Source organism: Burkholderia sp. BDU5 (assembly GCF_001522845.1).
Classification (GTDB): Bacteria; Pseudomonadota; Gammaproteobacteria; order Burkholderiales; family Burkholderiaceae; genus Burkholderia; species Burkholderia mayonis.
The window spans coordinates 279,272-301,057 of sequence record NZ_LOWC01000142.1; the positions used below are offsets into that span (position 1 = coordinate 279,272).

The 21,786-nt window shown below is 62.0% G+C and carries 20 protein-coding genes, 1 tRNA gene and 1 pseudogene; 14 read left to right on the top strand and 8 right to left on the bottom strand.

Features of this window, described 5'->3' with window-relative positions; translation table 11 throughout:
* Positions 1–15: 15 nt before the first annotated feature.
* Positions 16–864: an enterotoxin A family protein gene (locus WS69_RS33660; RefSeq protein WP_226382978.1), complete on the bottom strand. Its 849-nt coding sequence runs from the start codon at positions 862–864 to the stop codon at positions 16–18.
* On the opposite strand from WS69_RS33660, the gene WS69_RS35025 reads away from it, so the two are divergent.
* From WS69_RS35025 to WS69_RS22550, 9 genes are all read left to right on the top strand, one after another.
* Entirely contained in the window at positions 788–1,108 is a 321-nt protein-coding gene (locus tag WS69_RS35025) for a DUF4170 domain-containing protein (RefSeq protein WP_162498988.1), read from the top strand. The genes WS69_RS33660 and WS69_RS35025 overlap by 77 nt on opposite strands.
* 3 nt (positions 1,109–1,111) lie before the next feature.
* The gene (locus WS69_RS33665) at positions 1,112–1,474 is read left to right on the top strand and encodes a hypothetical protein (RefSeq protein WP_156438321.1); all 363 of its coding nucleotides are present in this window, start codon (positions 1,112–1,114) and stop codon (positions 1,472–1,474) included.
* Between the two features lie 303 nt (positions 1,475–1,777).
* Positions 1,778–4,849 (top strand): formate dehydrogenase-N subunit alpha, encoded by a 3,072-nt coding sequence (fdnG, locus tag WS69_RS22520; RefSeq protein WP_156438323.1) that lies wholly within the window; start codon positions 1,778–1,780, stop codon positions 4,847–4,849.
* A 10-nt stretch (positions 4,850–4,859) separates the two neighbouring features.
* Positions 4,860–5,774, top strand: a complete 915-nt coding sequence (gene fdxH, locus WS69_RS22525; RefSeq protein WP_059472877.1) for a formate dehydrogenase subunit beta — start codon at positions 4,860–4,862, stop codon at positions 5,772–5,774.
* A complete protein-coding gene (locus WS69_RS22530) occupies positions 5,771–6,397 on the top strand; it encodes a formate dehydrogenase subunit gamma (protein ID WP_059472878.1) in 627 nt (208 codons plus the stop codon). The genes fdxH and WS69_RS22530 overlap by 4 nt, the downstream gene beginning before the upstream one ends.
* A gap of 153 nt (positions 6,398–6,550) precedes the next feature.
* Entirely contained in the window at positions 6,551–7,510 is a 960-nt protein-coding gene (fdhE, locus tag WS69_RS22535) for a formate dehydrogenase accessory protein FdhE (RefSeq protein WP_059472879.1), read from the top strand.
* On the top strand, positions 7,507–8,949 hold the full coding sequence (selA, locus tag WS69_RS22540; protein WP_059472880.1) for an L-seryl-tRNA(Sec) selenium transferase: 1,443 nt from the start codon (positions 7,507–7,509) through the stop codon (positions 8,947–8,949). Before fdhE ends, selA begins: the two co-directional genes overlap by 4 nt.
* Positions 8,946–10,868, top strand: a complete 1,923-nt coding sequence (gene selB, locus WS69_RS22545; RefSeq protein ID WP_059472939.1) for a selenocysteine-specific translation elongation factor — start codon at positions 8,946–8,948, stop codon at positions 10,866–10,868. Before selA ends, selB begins: the two co-directional genes overlap by 4 nt.
* 64 nt (positions 10,869–10,932) lie before the next feature.
* Positions 10,933–11,028: transfer RNA gene (locus WS69_RS22550), tRNA-Sec, on the top strand.
* A 166-nt stretch (positions 11,029–11,194) separates the two neighbouring features.
* Here WS69_RS22550 and WS69_RS35030 read toward each other — a convergent pair.
* Positions 11,195–11,713, bottom strand: coding sequence for a hypothetical protein (locus WS69_RS35030; protein WP_226382871.1), 519 nt, complete (start codon positions 11,711–11,713; stop codon positions 11,195–11,197).
* A gap of 398 nt (positions 11,714–12,111) precedes the next feature.
* On the opposite strand from WS69_RS35030, the gene WS69_RS22565 reads away from it, so the two are divergent.
* Positions 12,112–12,441, top strand: coding sequence for a hypothetical protein (locus WS69_RS22565; protein WP_059472883.1), 330 nt, complete (start codon positions 12,112–12,114; stop codon positions 12,439–12,441).
* Here the strand turns inward: WS69_RS22565 and WS69_RS22570 are convergent.
* Entirely contained in the window at positions 12,438–12,851 is a 414-nt protein-coding gene (locus WS69_RS22570; protein ID WP_059472884.1) for a hypothetical protein, read from the bottom strand. The genes WS69_RS22565 and WS69_RS22570 overlap by 4 nt on opposite strands.
* Positions 12,852–12,979: 128 nt before the next feature.
* Between WS69_RS22570 and WS69_RS22575 the strand changes: the two genes are divergently transcribed.
* Together WS69_RS22575 and WS69_RS22580 are read left to right on the top strand one after the other, a co-directional pair.
* Positions 12,980–13,249, top strand: a complete 270-nt coding sequence (locus WS69_RS22575) for a BrnT family toxin (protein ID WP_059472885.1) — start codon at positions 12,980–12,982, stop codon at positions 13,247–13,249.
* Positions 13,233–13,517 carry a BrnA antitoxin family protein gene (locus WS69_RS22580; RefSeq protein WP_059472886.1) on the top strand — a complete coding sequence of 95 codons (285 nt, stop codon included), beginning with the start codon at positions 13,233–13,235 and terminating at the stop codon, positions 13,515–13,517. Before WS69_RS22575 ends, WS69_RS22580 begins: the two co-directional genes overlap by 17 nt.
* A 249-nt stretch (positions 13,518–13,766) precedes the next feature.
* Here the strand turns inward: WS69_RS22580 and WS69_RS31905 are convergent, their stop codons facing one another.
* Positions 13,767–14,225 carry an avidin/streptavidin family protein gene (locus tag WS69_RS31905; protein WP_162499003.1) on the bottom strand — a complete coding sequence of 153 codons (459 nt, stop codon included), beginning with the start codon at positions 14,223–14,225 and terminating at the stop codon, positions 13,767–13,769.
* A 743-nt stretch (positions 14,226–14,968) separates the two neighbouring features.
* On the opposite strand from WS69_RS31905, the gene WS69_RS33670 reads away from it, so the two are divergent.
* Positions 14,969–15,256 carry a hypothetical protein gene (locus tag WS69_RS33670; protein WP_156438324.1) on the top strand — a complete coding sequence of 96 codons (288 nt, stop codon included), beginning with the start codon at positions 14,969–14,971 and terminating at the stop codon, positions 15,254–15,256.
* Between the two features lie 779 nt (positions 15,257–16,035).
* Here the strand turns inward: WS69_RS33670 and WS69_RS22590 are convergent.
* On the bottom strand, positions 16,036–16,527 hold the full coding sequence (locus WS69_RS22590; RefSeq protein ID WP_059472888.1) for a hypothetical protein: 492 nt from the start codon (positions 16,525–16,527) through the stop codon (positions 16,036–16,038).
* On the opposite strand from WS69_RS22590, the gene WS69_RS34265 reads away from it, so the two are divergent.
* Complete coding sequence (locus tag WS69_RS34265; protein ID WP_162499002.1) at positions 16,480–16,866, top strand: hypothetical protein; 387 nt, start codon at positions 16,480–16,482, stop codon at positions 16,864–16,866. The genes WS69_RS22590 and WS69_RS34265 overlap by 48 nt on opposite strands.
* Positions 16,867–16,884: 18 nt before the next feature.
* On the opposite strand, the pseudogene WS69_RS22595 reads toward WS69_RS34265, so the two are convergent.
* The 3 genes and pseudogenes from WS69_RS22595 to WS69_RS22605 form a co-directional block, all read right to left on the bottom strand.
* A pseudogene (locus WS69_RS22595) lies at positions 16,885–17,079 on the bottom strand (helix-turn-helix domain-containing protein); the annotation flags it as partial.
* Between the two features lie 210 nt (positions 17,080–17,289).
* Positions 17,290–19,683: a sensor histidine kinase gene (locus WS69_RS22600; RefSeq protein ID WP_059472940.1), complete on the bottom strand. Its 2,394-nt coding sequence runs from the start codon at positions 19,681–19,683 to the stop codon at positions 17,290–17,292.
* Complete coding sequence (locus WS69_RS22605; protein WP_059472890.1) at positions 19,676–20,509, bottom strand: response regulator transcription factor; 834 nt, start codon at positions 20,507–20,509, stop codon at positions 19,676–19,678. Before WS69_RS22605 ends, WS69_RS22600 begins: the two co-directional genes overlap by 8 nt.
* Between the last annotated feature and the right edge of the window lie 1,277 nt (positions 20,510–21,786).

The window sequence follows — 21,786 nt, forward strand, 5'->3', positions numbered from 1 at the left end:
CCGTCACGCCGCGCGTCACTTCGGATAAGCGGGCGTGAACGTCAGCTTGATCGAGTCGATCAACAGGTCGTTGTCGCGCTGATCGGCCGTTTCGCGCCACCTCTGCGTTTCCCCCGTATGCGTCGCATTCCGGAAATCGACCGGCTCGACGACGCTCGCCCCGCCCGGAACATTGCTGTTCCTGAGCACGACGCCGCCGTGCGCCTCGCAGTATTCGGGCACCGCGATCGCCAGGTCGGAGCCCGATGGCCGCGTCACGCTCGTCGCGACGGTTTGCGACGTGCAGCGGCGGTCGGTCGTCGACGTCGGGCCGACGTCGGCCGTCGATGACCAGCCGTGGTTGTTCGCCCGGTTGTCCGGATCGTAGCCGATGAAATTCGGATCGTAGCCGGCGTAACCGGCGCCGCGTCCGGCGACGTTATCCCAGACGCGCACCTGCGTCGCGCCGCCTTGCGGAATGTTGTTGACGAAATTGACGCGATACTCGGTCGCCCGGACGATCTGGCGCGGATCGATCGAATGAATCGCCGCCCACTCCTGCTGTCCCGCATATCGCTGCAAATCCGACGTCAATTGATCGGGCAGGTAGATCATGTTTCCGGTCGCGCGGATTTCGTAGACGAATGCGCGGCACGTGAACGTAGTTTGGCCGTCGCTGCTCGCGCCGCACGCCGACGCGAGTTCGAGCCGATTGCTGTTGGCGATTTGCGTCGCGATTTCGCGGCTCGCCGTCGTGCTCACGAATCCGGTATTTTCGAGATTCGCACCGCCGATCACATGATTCCGGATGTTGTATGAATTGCCGCGCGCGCCAAAGCCATATTGGAATATCTGGTCCGGCGTGCGGGTATCGGCGCGATACACGGCTTGCGGCAGCGGCCGCGACAGATTCAGGTCATCGTTCGCGATGACTATCCTGCCGTCCTTCACATCGGCGTACGCGGCCTGGAAAGTTGCCGCGCAAAGGGCGGCCGCCAATAACGAAGAAAGCGCATTCGTATGCAAAAATCCCATCATTACCTCCCAATCTGAATTGAATGGCGAATTGGCTAAAATGCCGATGTCGATTATATGGGACGAACCGGATTGGATAATCTCGAATAATTAAAATATGAATTTATTAAATATTCGAGTGGCTGATTCGTCGTGGGTAGGCGAATCGGTAGACAAGACTTCAATTGGCAAGACTTTCGTCCGGACCGGTTTCGCTCGGTCGTTCGCCCAGGAATCCGCTCAATATTTCGAACCGGATGCCGTAAACGCATCGGCGGCGACGCGCGGACGGGGCGTGCGCGTCATGCCGGCCGAACTCGTCGATGTGTTCGGCCCCGGCGCGGACGGTCGATGCCGATCGTCCGGCGTCCGGGTGGGCCGATCGCGCTGCGGCGGGCGTCAAGCCGGGCCGCCGACCGGCGCGGCGCTGTGCCGGTGCGCGCGAGCCTCGCGTGACACGCCGCGTTTTGGCGCAATCTGATAACCTTGCGCGCTGTAAGAAATGGTTTTCCCTTATTGGTGACGGTTCCGCTATCCGATCCTCTCGTGTTGTCATATAAAGGAAAGACGATAGACGACGCGGCCCGTCACCGCCGCGTCGCGGGCTCCCGCCGGACGCCGCGCCGGGGGGCGGCCGCGAAACCCGCAACCCCGCAACCCAGCAACCCAGCAACCCAGCAACCCAGCAACCCAGCAACCCAGCAACCCAGCAACCCAGCAACCCGGCAACGCAACGACATCCAATCAATCTGTCCCCCTTCAATACAACCCGCCCGAGACCACCATGCTCCAACTGTCCCGGCGCCAGTTCCTGAAGCTGTCCGCGACGACGCTCGCCGGCTCGAGTCTAGCCCTGATGGGCTTCTCACCGGCCGAAGCGCTCGCCGAGGTCCGCCAATACAAGCTGGCGCGCACTGTCGAAACCCGCAACACCTGTCCCTATTGCTCGGTCGGTTGCGGCATCCTGATGTACAGCCTCGGCGACGGCGCGAAGAACGCCACGTCGAGCATCATCCACATCGAGGGCGACCCCGACCATCCGGTCAACCGCGGCACGCTGTGCCCGAAGGGCGCGAGCCTCGTCGACTTCATCCATAGCCCGAGCCGCCTGACGCAGCCCGAGTACCGCGCGGCCGGCTCCGACAAGTGGGAGCCGATCTCGTGGCGCGATGCGCTCGACCGGATCGCGAAGCTGATGAAGGCGGACCGCGACGCGAACTTCGTCGAGACGACGGACGACGGCATGAAGGTCAACCGCTGGCTGACGACGGGCATGCTGGCCGCGTCGGCGGGCAGCAACGAGGTCGGCTATCTGACGCACAAGACCGTGCGCAGCATGGGGATGCTCGCGTTCGACAACCAGGCGCGTGTCTGACATGGCCCGACGGTGGCAGGTCTTGCCCCGACGTTTGGCCGTGGAGCGATGACGAACCATTGGGTCGACATCAAGAACGCGGATGTGATTCTCGTGATGGGCGGCAACGCCGCCGAAGCACACCCGTGCGGCTTCAAATGGGTGACGGAAGCGAAGGCGCATCGCAATGCGCGCCTCGTCGTCGTCGACCCGCGCTTCACGCGCACCGCATCGGTCGCCGATTTCTACGCGCCGATTCGCACCGGTACGGATATCGCATTCCTCGGCGGGATCATCAATTACCTGCTGACGAACGACAAGATCCAGCACGAGTACGTCAAGCACTACACGGATTTCTCGTTCATCGTCCGCGAAGACTTCGCGTTCGACGACGGCATTTTTTCCGGCTACGACGCGGACAAGCACGCGTATCCGGACAAGTCGACGTGGGACTACGAACGCGGCGAAGACGGCTTCGTGAAGGTCGACGAAACGCTCGCACACCCGCGCTGCGTCTACAACCTGCTGAAGCAGCACTATTCGCGCTACACGCCGGAGATGGTCGAGAAGATCTGCGGCACGCCGAAGGACAAGTTCCTGAAGGTGTGCGAGATGCTCGCGACGACGGCCGTGCCCGGCCGCGCCGGCACGATCCTGTACGCGCTCGGCTGGACGCATCACTCGGTCGGCGCGCAGATGATCCGCACGGGCGCGATGGTGCAGCTGCTGCTCGGCAACATCGGCATCGCGGGCGGCGGGATGAATGCGCTGCGCGGCCACTCGAACATCCAGGGTCTCACCGACCTCGGGCTGATGTCGAACCTGCTGCCGGGCTACATGACGCTGCCGATGCAGGCCGAGCAGGACTTCGACGCGTACATCCGGAAACGCGCGCAGCAGCCGCTGCGGCCGAACCAGTTGAGCTACTGGAAGAACTACCGCGCGTTCTACGTGAGCTTCATGAAGGCGTGGTGGGGCGACGCGGTCGGCGCCGGGAACAACTGGGGCTACGACTATCTGCCGAAGCTCGACAAGCAGTACGACCTGCTGCAGACGATCGAGCTGATGCATGCAGGCAAGATGAACGGCTACATCTGCCAGGGCTTCAACCCGCTCGCGGCGGCGCCGTCGAAGGCGAAGACGTCCGAGGCGCTCGCGAAGCTGAAGTGGCTCGTGATCATGGATCCGCTTGCGACCGAGACGTCCGAGTTCTGGAAGAACCACGGCGAATTCAACGACGTCGATGCGTCGAAGATCCAGACCGAAGTGTTCCGTCTGCCGACCTCGTGCTTCGCGGAGGAGCGCGGCTCGCTCGTCAATTCGGGCCGCGTGCTGCAGTGGCATTGGCAGGGCGCGGCGCCGCCGGGCCAGGCGAAGAGCGACCTCGAGATCATGTCGGGGCTGTTCGTGCGGATGCGCGAGATGTACCAGAAGGACGGCGGCAAGTATCCCGATCCGATCGTCAACCTGAGCTGGCCGTACGCGAACCCGGAAAGCCCGACGCCCGAAGAGCTCGCGATGGAGTTCAGCGGCCGCGCGCTCGCCGATCTGCCCGACCCGAAGGACCCGACGAAGACGCTCGTGAAGAAGGGCGAGCAGCTCGCGGGCTTCGCGCAGCTGAAGGACGACGGCACGACCGCGAGCGGCTGCTGGATCTTCTGCGGCGCGTGGACGCAGGCGGGCAACCAGATGGCGCGGCGCGACAACTCGGATCCGACCGGCATCGGCCAGACGCTCGGCTGGGCGTGGGCGTGGCCGGCGAACCGGCGGATCCTGTACAACCGCGCATCGTGCGACGTGAATGGCAAGCCGTTCGACCCGACCCGCAAGCTGATCGCGTGGAACGGCCAGGCGTGGACCGGTCCGGACATCCCGGACTACAAGGTCGACGAGCCGCCCGAGACCGGCATGGGGCCATTCATCATGAACCCGGAAGGCGTCGCACGTTTCTTCGCGCGCGCCGGGATGAACGAAGGCCCGTTCCCCGAGCACTACGAGCCGTTCGAGACGCCGCTCGCCGCGAACCCGCTGCATCCGAACAACCCGCGGGCGCTGAACAACCCGGCCGCCCGCGTGTTCCCGGACGATCGGGCGGCGTTCGGCAAGGTCGACACGTTCCCGCACGTCGCGACGACGTATCGTCTGACCGAGCACTTCCACTACTGGACCAAGCATGCGCGGCTGAACGCGATCATCCAGCCCCAGCAGTTCGTCGAGATCGGCGAGGATCTCGCGAAGGAAGTCGGCGTCGCGCACGGCGAGCTCGTGAAGGTGTCGTCGAACCGCGGGCACATCGTCGCGGTCGCGCTCGTCACGAAGCGGATCAAGCCGCTGACGGTCGACGGCAAGAAGGTGCAGACGGTCGGCATTCCGTTGCATTGGGGCTTCAAGGGGTTGACGAAGCCCGGCTATCTCGCGAATACCCTGACTCCGTCCGTGGGTGACGGCAACTCGTACACACCGGAATTCAAGTCGTTCCTGGTGAAGGTCGAAAAGGCGTAAGGGGGAAGAGATGGCATTGCAATCGCTGGATATCAAGCGCGTCTCCGCCACCACGACGCCGCCGCCCACCGCGCGCGAGCCGTCGACGGGCAGCGTCGCGAAGCTGATCGACGTATCGAAGTGCATCGGCTGCAAGGCGTGTCAGACGGCCTGCATGGAGTGGAACGATTTGCGCGACGAAGTCGGCACGAACGTCGGCGTGTACGACAACCCGGCCGACCTGACCGAGCACTCGTGGACGGTGATGCGCTTCTCCGAATACGAGAACCCGGCGGGCGACCTCGAATGGCTGATCCGCAAGGACGGCTGCATGCACTGCGAGGACCCGGGCTGCCTGAAGGCGTGTCCGTCGCCGGGCGCGATCGTTCAGTACAACAACGGGATCGTCGATTTCCACGAGGAGAACTGCATCGGCTGCGGCTACTGCGTGACCGGCTGCCCGTTCAACATCCCGCGGATCTCGAAGAAGGACAATCGCGCGTACAAGTGCACGCTGTGCTCCGATCGCGTCGCGGTCGGCCAGGAGCCCGCATGCGTGAAGACCTGCCCGACGGGCGCGATCGTGTTCGGCACGAAGGACGACATGAAGCAGCACGCGGCCGAGCGGATCGCCGATCTGAAGGGGCGCGGCTTCGAGCATGCGGGGCTGTACGACCCGGCGGGCGTCGGCGGCACGCACGTGATGTACGTGCTGCACCACGCGGACAAGCCGTCGCTGTATCACGGCCTGCCCGACGACCCGTCGATCAGTCCGATGGTGAAGCTGTGGAAGGGCATCGCGAAGCCGCTCGCGGTCGCGGGCATCGCATTGTCCGCGCTCGCCGGCTTCTTCCACTACACGCGCGTCGGCCCGAACGAAGTGACGGAAGACGACGAGGCCGCCGCCCGCGACGAAGCGCGACGCATCAAGGAGGACGCGAAATGAAGCATGACGACCCCAACCTGATCGTCCGCTACACGGCGAACGAGCGCTCGAACCACTGGATCACCGCGATCTCGTTCGTGCTGCTCGCGCTGTCCGGGCTCGCGCTGTTTCATCCGTCGATGTTCTGGATGACGGCGCTGTTCGGCGGCGGGCAATGGACGCGGATCCTCCATCCGTTCGTCGGCCTCGTGATGTTCGTGTCGTTCGCGGTGATGGTCGTGCGCTACTGGCGCCACAACCTGCTCGACGCGGGCGACCGCCAGTGGCTCACGCAGATCGACGACGTGCTCGCGAACCGCGAGGACAAGCTGCCGGAAGTCGGCCGCTATAACGCGGGGCAGAAGCTGCTATTCTTCGCGATGGTGGCGTGTCTGCTGTTGCTGCTCGTCTCCGGGATCGTGATCTGGCGGCGTTATTTCTCGTTCTACTTCCCGATCGGCGTGATTCGCGCGGCGGCCGTCGTGCATGCGGTCGCGGCGCTCGTGCTGATCGTCGGCATCGTCGTGCACGTGTACGCGGCGCTGTGGGTGAAGGGCTCGATCGGCGCGATGGTGCGCGGCACCGTGACCGTCGGCTGGGCGAGAAAGCACCATCCGAAGTGGTTTCGCGAGAGCGTGAAGTAACGACGCATCGCACGATGCCGACGCAGCGCGCGGACGCGGTCGGTCAGCGCGCTGCCCCGTTTGCCTGGCCGTCCACGCGGCCGGCGGGCGAGCGAACGGCAGACGGAACAAAAAGCGCCGACGATTCGGCGCTTGTTTTTTTAGGGCACTCACGTGACTGACGCAACCCAACGTATTCTCGAACCGAGCGAAATCGCGTCGCTCGATCAATCGGCCATTCCGCGCGTGCGGATGCCCGAGCGCGGCATTGTGTTCGCCGCGCGCGCCGCGCGGCTGCGCAAGCTCGCCGACCTGAGCCCGATTGCCGGCTATCTGCGGCTGATGGCGGTCGTCGCCGATGCGCAGCACGAATTGCTGCAGGCATTCGACGCGAACGCGCCCGCGAATGAATCGATCGAGCAGGCGCAGCGCCATTCGATGCCGCTCGCGCCGGCGCTCGGCGGCGAGCGCGACCCGCGCTGGCGCGACGTGCTGCAAGGCCTGCTCGACCGCATCGAAAGCGCGGGCCTCGTGAATCCGCCGCTCGCGAAGCTGATCGACGGGCTGCGGCTGCGCGCGGGCGCCGAGCTCGACGCGCAGGCCGACGCGCTGCTCGCGCAGCGCTTCGCCGAAATCGAGCCGGCGTCGGCGCCGTTCCTGATGGCCGCGCTGCAGGTCGTGTGGACCGCGCTCGCGAGCCGCATTTCGCCCGCCGACGTCCCGTATCTCGAGCAGCCCGGCCTGTGCCCCGTGTGCGGCGCGCAGCCGGTCGCGAGCATCGTGCGCGTCGGCGGCCCGTATCAGGGCTACCGCTTCCTCCAGTGCGGGCTGTGCTCGACCGAGTGGCACATGGTCCGCACGAAGTGCTCGCACTGCGATTCGACGAAGGGCATCGCGTATCACGGGATCGAAGGCGGCAGCGAAGCGATCAAGGCCGAATCGTGCGACGAGTGCCATACGTATCGCAAGATCGGCTATCAGGACAAGGATTACGACGTCGAGCCGCTCGCGGACGATCTCGCGAGCCTCACGCTCGATCTGCTGATGGGCGAGGCGGGCTACCGGCGCGCGTCGCCGAATCCGCTGCTGTGGCCGGATCTGCCGGCCGAATCCGCAGGAGACGACCGGACGTGAGCGAACCCGGCGCGAACGAGCTGAACGTGCTGCTGGCGCGCGTGCCGTCGGTCGAGCGCGTGCTGTCGTCGGACGAGATGAAGCCGCTCGTCGACGAGTACGGGCGCACGCGCGCGCTCGCCGCGGTGCGCGCGTCGCTCGACGCGTGGCGCGACGCCGCGCGGCGCGATCCGGCCGCGGCCGAGACGCTCGACGATGCGCGGATCGCCGCCGACGTGCGCGCGCGGCTCGCGGCCGACGCCGCGGGCGCGATCCGCGCGGTGTTCAACCTGACGGGCACCGTGCTGCACACGAATCTCGGCCGCGCACTGCTGCCGGACGAGGCGGTGCGCGCGGTCGTGCAGGCGCTCACGCAGCCGATGAATCTCGAATTCGATCTCGCGACCGGCCGCCGCGGCGATCGCGACGATCTGATCGACGATCTCATTTGCGAGTTGACGGGCGCGGAGGCGGCGACCGTCGTCAACAACAATGCGGCCGCGGTGCTGCTCGCGCTGTCCGCGCTCGCGCCGAAGCAGGAAGTGATCGTGTCGCGCGGCGAGCTCGTCGAGATCGGCGGCGCGTTCCGCATCCCCGACATCATGAGTCGCGCGGGCGCGAAGCTGCGCGAGGTCGGCACGACGAACCGCACGCATCTCGCGGACTACGCGGAAGCGATCGGACCGCGCACCGCGCTCCTGATGAAGGTGCATTGCAGCAACTACGCAATCAGCGGCTTCACGAAGGAAGTGACATTGCAGGAACTCGCGCCGCTCGCGCGCGAGCGCGGGCTGCCCGTGGCCGTCGATCTCGGCAGCGGCACGCTCGTCGACCTGACGCGCTGGGGGCTGCCGAAGGAGACGACGGTGCGCGAGACGGTCGAAGCGGGTGCCGATCTCGTCACGTTCAGCGGCGACAAGCTGCTCGGCGGCCCGCAGGCGGGCCTGATCGTCGGCCGGCGCGACCTGATCGGGAAGATCAAGCGGCATCCGCTGAAGCGCGCGCTGCGCGTCGGCAAGCTGACGCTCGCGGCGCTCGAGCCGGTGCTGCGCCTGTACCAGGCGCCGGAATTCCTGCGCGAGCGGCTGACGACGCTGCGGCTCCTGACGCGTCCGCAGGCGGACATCGCGGCGGCGGCCGAGCGCGTGCGCCCGGCGCTGCAACGCGCGATCGGCGCGGCGTTCGTCGTGAACGTCGAGCCGATGTTCAGCCAGATCGGCAGTGGCGCGCTGCCCGTCGATCAACTGCCGAGCTGCGGCGTCGTCGTGCGCGCGGCCGACGGCAAGCGCAGCGGCCGCGCGCTCGCGCAGCTCGAGAAACGCCTGCGCGGCTGGCCGCGCCCGGTGCTCGGCCGCGTCGCCGACGACGCACTGCGGCTCGACCTGCGCTGCCTCGAAGCGGACGATGAGACCGCGTTCGTCGCGCAATGCGCGCAAGCGTCGACGGATACGCACGCATGATCGTCGGAACCGCGGGCCACATTGATCACGGGAAGACGACGCTCGTGCGCGCGCTGACGGGCGTCGACACCGATCGGCTGAAGGAAGAGAAGGCACGCGGCATCTCGATCGAGCTCGGCTATGCATATACGCCGCTGCCGAACGGCGACGTGCTCGGCTTCATCGACGTGCCCGGCCACGAGAAGCTCGTCCATACGATGGCGGCGGGCGCGTGCGGGATCGACTTCGCGCTCGTCGTGATCGCCGCCGACGACGGCGTGATGCCGCAAACGCGCGAGCATCTCGCGATCCTGCAATTGCTCGGCGTCGCGCACGGCGCGGTCGCGCTGACGAAATGCGATCGCGTCGATGTGGCGCGCATCGCGCAGGTGCGCGACGAGATCCGCGCGTGGCTCGCGACGTCGCCGCTCGCCGATGCGCCGATCGTCGAGACGCGCGCGACCGAGCCCGATGACGTGGGTGTCGCCGCGCTGAACGCGCATCTGCGCGACACTGCGCTTGCGTGGCGCGCGCGGCGCGACGACGGCCTGTTCCGGCTCGCGGTCGATCGCGTGTTCACGCTCGCGGGGCAAGGCACCGTCGTGACGGGCACCGCGTTCGCGGGGCGCGTGGGCGTCGGCGATACGCTCGCCGTCGCGCGCACAGGCGAATCCGTGCGCGTGCGCAGCATCCATGCGCAGAACCGCGCGACCGACGTTGGCCACGCGGGCGAGCGCTGCGCGCTGAACCTCGCGGGCATCGACAAGGCGGCGCTCGCGCGCGGCGACGCGATCGTCGACGCGCGGCTCGCGACGCTGTCGCCGCGCCTCGACGTCGAGCTGACGCTGACGGCGGACGCCGATCTGACGATCTCGCACTGGACGCCGCTGCACGTGCATCTCGGCACGCTGCACCGGGTTGCGCACGTCGCGCTGCTCGAAGGCGATACGCTCGGGCCGAGCCAGCGCGCGCGCGCGCAGTTGAATTTCACGGAGCCGGTGTTCGCGGCGCCGGGCGACCGCTTCATCGTGCGCAACGCGCAGGCGACGCGCACGGTGGGCGGCGGGCGCGTGCTCGATCCGTTCGGACCGGCGCGCAAGCGGCGCACGAGCGCGCGCCGCGCGTGGCTCGACGCGCTCGCGACATGGCTCGACGAAGGCCGGCTCGACGCATTGCTCGACGAAGCGCCGCTCGGTGTCACGCGCGCGATGCTGATGCATCTGACCGGCTTGCCATCGGGCGCGCTTGCGCTGCCCGCCGATGCGGTGAACATTGCCGTGCCGGGCAAGCATGCGGACGACGCGCGCGTCGTCGCGCGCGGGCATTGGGATGCGCTGCGCACGCGCGTGCTCGACGCGCTCGCGACGTTCCACCAGCGTTCGCCGGACGAGCAGGGGCCCGATGTCGCACGGCTGCGCCGGATCGCGGCGCCGCTCGCGGACGATGCGTTGTGGCGCGCGCTGACCGATGCGTTGATCGCCGAAGGCGCGATCGCGCGCAGCGGGCCGTGGCTGCATCTGCCGTCGCACGCGGTGAGCTTCGATGCGAGCGAGGAGGCGCTGGCCGGGCGCTTGCTGCCGCTCGTCGCGGCGGGGCGCTACGATCCGCCCTGGGTGCGGGATCTCGCGACGACGACGGGCGTTGCGGAAGATGCGGTGCGCGCGCTGCTGCGCAAGCTTGCGCGGCGCGGCGACGTGCATCAGGTCGTGCGCGACCTGTTCTACCATCGCGACGTGATCGCGCAGCTCGCGCGGTTGATCTCGCAGCTCGTGCATGAGCACGGCGGCGCGCTCGACGCGGCGACGTTTCGCGACGCGACGGGCCTCGGCCGCAAGCGCGCGATTCAAATCCTCGAATTCTTCGATCGCGTTGGGTATACTCGCTTCCAGCGCGATCTTCACTGGTTGCGCGCCGACAGTCGGTTGCTCGGCTCGCCATAGTTCTCAATCGTTCGCGACGATTCTCGACGGGACCGCGTACGCGGTTTCCGCTCTCGTTTTCGCAGGAAGGCATCCGTATCCGGTGGTGCGGCTGGGCTTCAAACCCAGTTGGTGCGGTCAGCCCGCGCTAGGTAGGTTCGACTCCTGCTGCCTTCCGCCACAAGGCTTTGCGGCAGATTGGATGAACCCCATTCGGCGATTATTCGCCCTACGGTGGGGGTTTTTCTGCCCGATCCTTGTTGCGCCGATCTTTTTCACCGCGTCGGCGAGTTTGTCGGTCACCAGATGGGCGTACCGTTTGGATTTCCACGGAGCGATCGTGAACATCACTCGGCGCGCAGTGACCGCGATACGGGAATGGATCGGAACGATTCTCGGTCGCCCATTTTTTTCGTCCCCAGCGAAAATCCATTCTTGGTTGGCTTCGCCCGCAGGATCTCGTTGAATCGCATCCCCGAGTAGAAGGCCGCCCGAATGGCTGCGCGAGCCTGCCGATTTGGGCACGCACGCGCGATCTCCAGCATTTCTCGACGGCCTTTGTACACGTGACGCTCGTCGCTGGCCTGGGGGATCACCATTCCGACGGAAGTCGCCGACGCCGATTTTTTGTGATGGTTTCGATTGGCATGATGCGAGGTGTCGGTAGAGGGAATCGAGGTCGTAGACGTCAGTTTTATGACCGAGACGGAAGCGCTGGATAACGTTGCAATCTTTGTCGATGCGGCTGATGTTCCGATATGGGGCGTCAAGGATATCGGCGCGACGAGGCACGTCGGCATGTCGATAATGCGCCCTTGTGATTCGAAGATACTTCGCTTTGCTATATTTATTTGATTGATCCCCATCAGTGCCTGTTCCAAACAGTCAAAAGCCAACGGAGACGCATCATGTCGTCATGCGTTTACTTGTCCGCGTTGGGCGTGCCAGTATTGTTTTCGGGCTGTATCGCCCTCGATCGGTTTTACACGCGAGAGAATGGCGCGTCCCAGCTCGAACTGTCTCGCACAATTGAAGGTAAGATTTATACGTTCGCTGGCGCTATTTCGGAGAGCGTTATTACTTCCGCAAGTGCTCCTGCAAGTGCTCCTTGGGAGCTGACCAGCGCTTGAGGGGAACGATATATTTTGATGTATCGATACGTCGAAAGGTGAAACTACGCGGAAGCCATGTTACACGAGGCTTCTTCGCCCAGCAGGCAAGAGCTATATAACTGCTAGCATAAAGATCCACAACGGAGGCCGATATGTCTCGCGAGTCCGAATGGTTGGATTTCATACTGCATGACGATTTTCCATCAGACGTAGAGTTTCTGGAAGGGAATCGGAGTAACCATGTCATCGTCAGATGGCAGGTCGCAGATCGAGACGATTCGCTGCGTCGCAATACGCCGATGGTGATCGTGATCGATGTCGGCGCGATCAATCGCCATGAAACCAGCGATGTGATCGAGCAGACCAGAATCGAGAAACGCATACGCGAGATCGTCGCGGTGCGCATGGTGCAGTACGATCCGCTTGGCCCAGTCGATGTCCCTGAACCCTTCGTGATCCAGATCGATGAAGGGGATCTTTAGTATCCGAACAACTTTGCGAACTCGACGACCCAGACCCACGGATTCGCATTCCATTCGAAGCCGCGCGAGGCGTTGAGGCTATTCCAGAGGCATGGGAACGACTTGCGCGCGCTTTCGGTGCCCTCGCCGTTGCCGTACTCGTAGGCGCTTGCAAACATCCCCTCCGCCTCTGCGTCGTTCTCGGTGATGTCCCGCAGCCGCTCGACGCGCACGCTTGTGACTGCGAGCGTGATGCGGGACGTTGCGCGCGGCATGTGGATCGACGGCCGCGATGTCCAGTACTTTCCTTCCGGCGACTTCTCGCCGTCCGGCTCATGCGGATCATCGAAGTAGTCGGCGCGATGGAAGATCTCGCAATCTGGCTCGTATGGCCCGAGCGGGAAGTTTGAGTGCTGCCACGTCTTGCGCACCCGTATGCCAGCAGGCGAAGTGCTTGATTCTTGGGCCGCTAAAGCGCCGCGGATTGCTGAAGTGTTCCGAAATAGTGTGGTTACAAAAACCCCTGCATTCGATGATTATCGTAACTACACTAATTCAAATGGATATCGCTTTCGACCCGGCCAAGAACGAAACGAACGTTGCCAAGCATGGGGTTTCGTTGGCGTTTGCGGCGCAGCTGGATTGGGCGGATGTGTTGTCCTACGTGGATGCCCGACGCGACTACGATGAAGTTCGCGAGGTCGGGTTCGGTGTGATCGGCGATCGCTTTTACTGCATGATGTTCAAGCAGCGTCGCGACTCAATGCACATCATCAGCATTCGCAAGGCGAACAAGTGGGAGGCCAAGAGCTATGTCGAGCAACCGTAAGATCGTCATGCCGACGGACGGCGAAGATGCGGCAATCAACCGCGGCATCGCGGCCGACTCCGACACGTTCGAAGTGCCGGCAGAGGACTTTGCGAAGATGGCGCGTCGAGATAAGCGCGGCCGTCCGCCGCTTGAGGCTCCAAAGATGCAATTGACCGTGCGCTACGACATCGACATCGTCGACGCCTTCAAGGCGACAGGCGAAGGTTGGCAGACGCGCATGAACGACGCGCTGCGTGAATGGTTGAAGGAACATCAGCCGGCGTAGTCCTCATTCGATGACGTAATTGAAAAGGGGTTGTAAACCGCATCGTGTTTCTCTATATTGATGACATCGGGCGCAGGGTGCGCCCAAACGAAGCCCTGAGTGCGAAAGCCTCGGGGCTTACTTATGCAGTTCAGCCTGCGCCCCGCGCCGATTTTTCGGTAGCGGGGCGTTTTCTTTTTAGGTCCAGATGCTGGTACGCAAGGATGCTGGTACGCAAGCAAGTTCACGAAACTATCGGATGGCGTTCCCTTATTGCGAGCCAATTGGCTGGAAAATATCCTGCCCCACATTGATGTGCTTCCACGAATATTGGGCGAAAGCATTTGAGTAGTAGTAAAGCGCTGTGATCGTCGGCACGTTGTTCGTTACTCGGCAAAGCCCCGACCACGTCGTAATGCTGTTGTAGCGGGCCGCGGCATTGTTCCAATTTACGGAAAACGTGACCAATGTCACTTGATCTAGGCCGTTATTCGTAGGTGGCGCTGCATAGAACCAGCCAGAAAGCGAAAAAGTCTGTCCGGTTGTTCCAGAGGGGGAAACGTACGTGCCGGTAATGGCTCCAGTCCCATTGATGGAAGTGATCTTCATGGTCGAGCCCAATTCATTGAGCCATGAGCCGGATGGGTTCTGGCAATTCGGTGGAGTGTCAGCCCACGCGGGTGACGCGAGAATCCCCAGCATAGCGAGCGATGCGAGCATCTTTTTCATTTTCAGTTCCTTCTTTGTGATAGTGCGGATCTCTTGTATTGGCCGAGCCATGCTATGGCTGACCTCACACCCAATCCGACACGCATATTGCGCGAGCTCGACTGATGATGTCTGGTGTCGGCGATCATCTTTTTAATAAGCTTGGTCGAGCGGGTGTTGTATTTGTGTGATTGGTTTGTTAAAAAATCACGCGCAGAATGAAGCTTGAATTGAATTTAACTATTTAATCGCTAAATTAATTGATTTTCATATTCGATGTGCGGAAATGGCAAAAATTCAGCATAGGTTGAAAGGTCATGTTTGGCAAGTGTGCAATTTGATCGAGAGCGAATTCTGAAATCAATGTGGTAGTTTTTGTGGGGACGGCATGGCGTCGAATTTTAACGTTGTCAGATAAGTAAGAGTTAAATTAATAAGAGGCCGATCGATGTGTCTTCGATTGTTTTGATCGTGCCTTGATGACTGATGCTGATTAAGTGAAAAATCCGTCCCAGTGGTGATAGATACGCCAATAGAAAGCGAAGTCCGTAAGGTGAAAGCCCGCAGGCTTGCATTGGGGCGTAGAAATGCGAATGGAATCTGCGAACGCCGGCCTGAGCGAATTGTGGGCAGTGTGGGATGAGGATCGGGGCTGTGGCGTCACCGCGCGTTGCACCGTTCAAGACAGCTTACTGGATCAGATCGTGCGGGGCCGAGACGCGCGAAGCGAGGATTCGGCTCGGGGAACTAACGTTTGAGTGAGCATGCGTGTGACCTGCCTGATTTCTTCGAGCCATTTCAATCCTGGGGACCGCTCCCATTTTCTTACACAGTCTCTGCCTGTAGAGAGTTGCATCGGCCGGCTGTTCACCTCGCACGAAAGTCAATTTGTCCGGACCCGTTCGCATCAGCACCTGCTCGATCGTAACGGCTTTTTGCGGATTGTCGGGATCGGTGGTGAGGATGGTGCAACGTACTCTCGCCGGACCCGCCGGCATCCTGAATTCCTCATGGCTGATCAAGCTGCCCTGCGCGTCGACGGCGGCGGATGAGACAGTGGGTTCTTGTCTGGCACAAACAAGGGGGCAACCAAAGCGGCAAGCAACGTGACGACCAGAAGTTTCTTCATGTAATCGCGTTCACGATGGTGGATTGGCTCGCCTGTATCGAGGTGGCAATGCATCGCAAACTCGCGGCATCGCATTTGACCGGCATTGATTACTTGCCCATGTAAAAGACATCACGTTAATGTCCTGATATACGGCAAGAAACTGGCATTTCGCGGCCTCGTTTAGGTCTGGCGAGTGTAGATGGAGTGGCAGGGCGTCGCGAGAAATTTGTATTACTTTTTTGTCTGGAATGGCGCGTGAGTGAATGGCGGGGAATGGCTATTGTGAATAAAATAACTGACTAGTTTTTGGGTTTTGGAAACGAAATAAGGCCGCCAATCAAATTGCCTTTGATGAGAATCGCTCCACGCATTAACCGCCGGAATCGCTCGGTATCTTTTCAGCCGGATATTTCCTGAACCGGCGATGCGCGGTCGTCCGCATTTCGCTTATCCGCTCCGCTTTGCAGGCTTCTGCACCTGATTGGATAGAGGCGAGCGTGTGCGCGGCCCTGGAATCGGCCGATGGCCATCGGGCGGGTGCTTTGAGGCGCACGCGATGATTTCCCGATGCGATCAGCGCCGATTTCCGATGTCGTTCTGGAAAATCGACGGCGCCGGCGACATTGCATCGCCGGCGCGTCATCGGTCACTGCTCATCGCGTCCGAAGGTTTCTTGAAGTGATCGAGTGCCTTTCGAACGTTGAGGATCCGGTCGCGCGATCAGAGCAGCAATTGGCGGATCGTCGCGTCGGCCACGGAGACGGCGCTTTCGGGATCGTGGGGGAGGCCGTAGCTGTAGGCGGCATACCCGGTTTTCGATCCGACGGGAATCACCGCGTTGAGGTTGAAAATGACCTGGAGTTGAGGGCCGATGCCCCAGCGCGGATTCCAGTGCAGATTGGGATACCCGACCAGGCTGAATTGAAGGGTTCTGACCAGAAAATTCGGATCGTTTTGCTTCGAAATGGGCGGGACGTATCCGTAATCGCCGTGGATGATGAGATCGACGAAATCCGAGGTGACTTTCGGCGGCTTGACCTTGCCCCAGACGACTCGGCCGAACCCGGAAATGCGGTGATTGGCGTCGTCGAACTGCAGCTTGAGCTCGACGGCCGGGGTCGAGACGGACGACGGATTCACTTCTCCGCCGGTCACGCTGTAAATGTGATGAAGGATCTGCGGCAGGATTTCTTCTTCGGTGGTCGTGGCCATGATGCGAACTCCTTTCTTGAAGGTGATGACGGCGGTCGTGCCGATTTGGCGCTTTCGATCGCGCCATGTGTAAACCCGCTGCAGACGGGCTATGCTCCGATTCGTGAAATGAGCGGCGTCTTGAATGGATGGATGTTGATTAAAATCGCATTTTATGAATTTATTTTCTGTTTTATTGAGATGGTCTTGCTTTCTAATTTTTATGAGATGGGCGTATGTTGTGCTGAATGTGTGCTTGTTGGATTAATCATAGCTTGGAATGGCAGGTGTTCGAAACTACAATTTTTTGTAGTTTCGTTTGGAAAATATTTAAAGAAAGTCAATTTCGAGATGGGATGAGAGGGGGTGTTTGGCAGCCGATTTCAGGGGGGGCTGCTCCGGGGAAATCGCCTGCAGTGCAGCCTTTCCGCCCCGATCGTTCAGTTCCTTGAACCGGTAGACGCTGTCGCGCGAGTACCTCATCACGCGACAGGCCTGGCTGACGTTTCCGAGTTGCCGGGCCAGCTCGAGCGTGCCGACCTTGGCACGGATGACTTTCTGTTCCTGAGTCATGGCGGATTCCCTGCTGTTCGCGGCGCACATCGCCTCCACGGGCTACGCCCTCCGCGCCAATGTGCGCGAGCATGAGAAACCAACCACTGTCAGATTTAGTCTGGTTCACTGCAATTCAAGCGTTACCCCGTGTCTGGTTTTCGCGGGGGCCAGCCCAGGGCGCTTGTCCGCGCTTCGACGCGTCGCAGCGGCGTGGGACTCATGAGTGAATCATTGCGGACATTCGTCTTCAGCAGGATCGCTCGCGCCGGCCTCCGTTACCGGTGAAGGCCCGGCCGCTTCCGGCTCGTCGTCGACCGACGAACCGGCGTTGCCCGCGCGTTTGAGCGAGCCGACCAGCATCTCGATTCCATGAAGATCCAGCACGTCGAGATACTCTCGCACATCCTGGACGAACGCGGCGTAGCCGGAGTCGCCCACATGTTGAGCGAGCCATTCCTCGACATCAGTGAGGCGACCCTCCCTGGCCAACCGTGTGAGTTCGTCGAGTGCATGGGCGGGTGGGTGGCGCGTCGTGCGCGATGCGATCGCCCGTACGGCCTCAGCCTTGGTGCGAACCGGACGCAGGAGCTCCGACGGCGGCACGAGCGTGTGCCCGATGGCCGGCGCGACGGTCTGGAATGAAAACGACGTGCCGACGCCCGGCTTGCTGGAGACGACCAGCTCGCCCTGCATCGCCCTGACGATACGCTGCGCGATGAACAGGCCGAGCCCGGTGCTCCCGTTGACGGACTGGACCTGCTGATACGCGCGGAAAATATCGGACGTCCGGGTTATGTCGATCCCGATACCTGTATCGGCGACCTCGAAGACCATACGGTACGCGTCCTCGTCCCGGAACGCGTGGACCGACAGCGTCACCGTGCCGTTGCGCGTGAATTTCGACGCATTGGACAACAGGTTGAGCAGAACCTGCTGGAGGCGGGTGCCGTCGATCGACAGCGTTTTGGGCAGCGGCGTCAGCGGCCGATAGGCGAATCGATTGTGCTGCTGCGCGCATAACGCCATCGCATAGCTGCCGATGTCGTCCAGGAGACCGGGCAGATCGGTCGCGTCCGGAGCAATGCCGAGCGGCTGCAACTCGGCCTTCGTATAGGCGAGCAATTCGTCGATGAGCGTGAGCTGGTAGCGGATGCTTCGATCGATCGACTGGATCAGCCGGGTCTGGCTGCGCGTCGCGCTTTGCAACAGGAGCTTCGCGTATCCGTTGATCGTGGAAAGTGGCGCGCGCAGATCGTGGCTGACGTAGCCGAGCGTCTCGATCTTCTGCTGCATGCTGGTCTTCACTTGCTGCAATGCTTCGTTCAATGCAACCGTGCGTTTTTCGACTTCTTCCCGCAGGCGATCCTGTTCGGTGAGCTGCCAATGTTCGAGCCGTTTCCTCGCCTCGGTGCGCTGACGGCCCACGTGGTCGATCCATGCGGCCAGGACGAGCAGGTGCGTGGCGAGACCGATGATGGCGATCACCGGGTTGGGGTAGATGTCGGACTTCAGCCACGACAGCGCCGACGGTATTGCGTCCAGCCCGTCGAGCATGCGTATCAGGATATTGAAGCTCGCAAACGTGACCGCGATCAGCATCACGCGGCCCGTCGGCGTTCTGCGTATCGCGAGCGTTAGCGCAATGCCGATGTTCACGATCGACAGCACGGTGTTCAGTCGCAGGCAGAACCACGTGAAGGTGAGCAGATCGCCGAACGCAGCGCCGGCCATCCCGACGCATTCGAGGCAGAGGATCGTCACGTAGACCGCGCGCATCGGGATTCTGGCCTTCTCGCCGCGCGCGACCTTCAGGATGAAGACGATGAAGAGCGCCACGGCCAGGTAGGCGAAGATCACCTCGCTGCGCGCCGACCATTCCGTGGCGCCGGGCCACAGATACATCCCCTTATAGCCGCGGGTCGCTGCTTCGAACAGCGTCGTGCTCAGGCCCATCGCCGCCAGCACGTGGAACACGCCGTTGCCCGAAAAGAAACCGATCAGCAGTGCGCACCACGCGAGCGCCAGCAGCCCGCCGAAGAAGCCGAAGTTCCACATGGCGGCGCGCATCTCCTGCGCATGCCACGCGTCCTGCGTGAACGCGGCCGGCGCGAGCCGCATTTCCTTGCGCGACGTGACGCGTATCAGCACGGACATGCTTTCGCCCGGAAGCAGCGTCACGTCGAGCGTTGGGTATCGGGCAACTGGCCGGTTCGCGTTGCCGTCGTCGCCGGGAAATCGGCTGCCGAGCGTCCATCGACCGCTCCGGAGCATATGGAAGTCGACCCGGTCGACGCGTGCATCGCGAAGCACCAGCACGAGCGGGCGCGCAGCGCTGTCGCGATTGACCAGCGTCGCGTGGATCCACCATGCCGAGCGGGAAAACGCGATGTTGAACCGCGCGCCGGCTGCCGGCAAGAATCCGTGCTGCGGATCGCCGAACCGCGTCAGCACCTGATCGACGGACATCGTCGCGGTGGCATCCTCGAAGATCGATATCGTTTCTAGGCGCGCCGGGTTTTCGGTCGTCGCTGCTCGCGCGGTCGCGCACGCGAACGCCGCCACCAGCGGAAGAAGCAGCACGACGCGCCATCCCGGCGCGCATGCCGCGTATAGCCTATGCATCGCGCTGCAGTTCGGAAGCCATGCCGCGCGCATCGACCGAACTGTGCTGCCGTCGCCAATCGGACGGCGTGATGCCGAAACGTTCGCGGAATGCCGTCGCGAAATTGCCCTGTGTGGAAAAGCCGATCTCTTCGGCGATGTCGCCTATGCCCATCGACGTCTCGGCGAGAAAGTGCATTGCGGCACGCAAGCGCGTGTCGCGCAGATACTCGAAGACGGTCTGGCCGAGATTGTCGCGGAACACGCGCGACAGGCGCTTTTCGTGCGTGCCGACCAGCCTCGCGAGATCTTCGAGCGCGGGCGGATTGCGCAGGTCGCTCAGCAGGATCTCACTCGCGGCGCGCACCAGCGAGGCATCCAGATTGTCGGGAAGGGCGGGCAGATGCGCAAACGGTCGGCTGCGCACCGCCCTCTTCAGGTGATTGTGGATCCGGGCGATGACTTCGGCTGGCTCGAACGGCTTGACGATGTAGTCGATCGCGCCCGTCTCGAGCCCTGCAATGCGATCTTCGAGGTCACCTGCGGCGGTCAGGATGATGACCGGAATGGTCTGAGTGGATGGCGTCGACGCAAGCAGCCGGCAGGCGGCGAAACCGTTCAGGCGCGGCATGCGGACGTCCATCAGGATCAGGTCCGGAGAGATCGCCTGTGCGCGGTGATATGCCTGCAATCCGTCGAACGCGATGCTGATGCGGCAGCGCGTGACGCGCAGGATCTCGAGCAGGAGCCGGAGCTCGTTCGGGCGATCATCGACGACAAGAATATGTGCGCCACCGAGATCCGGCGCGGCGCGAGGCGACGTCGAACTTGACATGCGTGATGACATGATTGCGAACGAATCGGGAAGGTTGCCTGATCAGATTGTGTGCATCGCCGTGTACGGGCGCGCGATTGTTGCAAAAAATTATAAGCCGATGAAAGGACAGTCTGGGAGGATTCTGTGAGGCACGTCGGCATGTCCGACGGTGCACTGTGTGTTCGTTCCGACATCCTCTTGCGCAAACGGGCGGCGACAGCCGGTTTGAAGGAAAATGGAAAAGGAAAAACATGCCGAATTATTTGTTCTATTCGGTCGTTATTTCCGATTTTCGGGCGTCGGTATCGGGTTTCCACATATATGAGCCTATGTAACTTATGCATCGGTACAGACAATATCGGAGAGATCGTGGGTCCGTCGATTAACCATACTGTCTATTGGGTTGCATCGATATTTCTCGGATCGTTGTTTTTCATTGAAATAGGAAATAATTGAAAATGTATAAATGTAAATATTGTCCGCTCTGGAAAAGAATTTTTCCGCTCCGCAAAAGATTTGGCCGATCTAATGCTTGCACACTAGATCGGGCGGCGCTGGAATCGGTTCTCTTGGAGAATACAGATTGGATCGGAGATTTCAGCGTTTCGGCATGTTTGTCTTTTCATTTCCAATGGCATATTTCATGCTGAAATTCTCGCGGTATGGGAATGTCAGCATGAATGGATTGGCGGGCATGAGGGTCGTGCAATTTTCATAATTCTCAGAACATATCGATATATAAAGGCGATGGAACGGTTCAAGCCTTGTTCCAGGGCGATATATTCGATCTGAAAAAATTCTTCAAAGAAATTCAATCGATTGATTCACTGTGGGTGTCATTCGGAAAACTACCGATCCTATTCCGGAGATTCGGAAAAATCGGTTGGCAAGCCGATGGCAAATGTGAGTTGCTTCGCGTCAGCGGCCTTGCGGTCCAATCTATCGGAGGCGGTCGCGCGCAGTGCTCAATCGAACCAGGCGGGCACGAAAAATATGAGCACTTCAGGCGCGGCAGGTCACGACACCGGCTCGATCGAGCCGGTGTCGGTCATCAACATCCGCAATCGAGCGATGCACACTTCATTCCCGGGCGCCGAACGGCGTCATCCTCCACCCGAGTGAAATAAGCAGCGACGGGCCGCCCCGGGATTCGAGCGGCTCCTGTCCGGCGTCGCCCGAACGACGGGTTCCATGAGATTCGATGTCATCCCTTGCGCGGGGCGACAGCGTACGACCGCGCGTTCCTGCGGTGCGCCGGGTGTTACGCCACCGCCTCGCCGGCGACATCGGTTTCCGTGATTCGATAA

Bases quoted from the DNA above. Each gene is read 5' to 3' on its own strand.
- WS69_RS35025 (WP_162498988.1), top strand. From the start codon at position 788: ATGTTGTATGAATTGCCGCGCGCGCCAAAGCCATATTGGAATATCTGG.
- WS69_RS33665 (WP_156438321.1), top strand. From the start codon at position 1,112: ATGAATTTATTAAATATTCGAGTGGCTGATTCGTCGTGGGTAGGCGAA.
- fdxH (WP_059472877.1), top strand. From the start codon at position 4,860: ATGGCATTGCAATCGCTGGATATCAAGCGCGTCTCCGCCACCACGACG.
- WS69_RS22530 (WP_059472878.1), top strand. From the start codon at position 5,771: ATGAAGCATGACGACCCCAACCTGATCGTCCGCTACACGGCGAACGAG.
- selB (WP_059472939.1), top strand. From the start codon at position 8,946: ATGATCGTCGGAACCGCGGGCCACATTGATCACGGGAAGACGACGCTC.
- WS69_RS35030 (WP_226382871.1), bottom strand. From the start codon at position 11,713: ATGGGGATCAATCAAATAAATATAGCAAAGCGAAGTATCTTCGAATCA.
- WS69_RS22565 (WP_059472883.1), top strand. From the start codon at position 12,112: ATGTCTCGCGAGTCCGAATGGTTGGATTTCATACTGCATGACGATTTT.
- WS69_RS22575 (WP_059472885.1), top strand. From the start codon at position 12,980: ATGGATATCGCTTTCGACCCGGCCAAGAACGAAACGAACGTTGCCAAG.
- WS69_RS22580 (WP_059472886.1), top strand. From the start codon at position 13,233: ATGTCGAGCAACCGTAAGATCGTCATGCCGACGGACGGCGAAGATGCG.
- WS69_RS31905 (WP_162499003.1), bottom strand. From the start codon at position 14,225: ATGAAAAAGATGCTCGCATCGCTCGCTATGCTGGGGATTCTCGCGTCA.
- WS69_RS33670 (WP_156438324.1), top strand. From the start codon at position 14,969: ATGCGTGTGACCTGCCTGATTTCTTCGAGCCATTTCAATCCTGGGGAC.
- WS69_RS22590 (WP_059472888.1), bottom strand. From the start codon at position 16,527: ATGGCCACGACCACCGAAGAAGAAATCCTGCCGCAGATCCTTCATCAC.
- WS69_RS22600 (WP_059472940.1), bottom strand. From the start codon at position 19,683: ATGCATAGGCTATACGCGGCATGCGCGCCGGGATGGCGCGTCGTGCTG.
- WS69_RS22605 (WP_059472890.1), bottom strand. From the start codon at position 20,509: ATGTCATCACGCATGTCAAGTTCGACGTCGCCTCGCGCCGCGCCGGAT.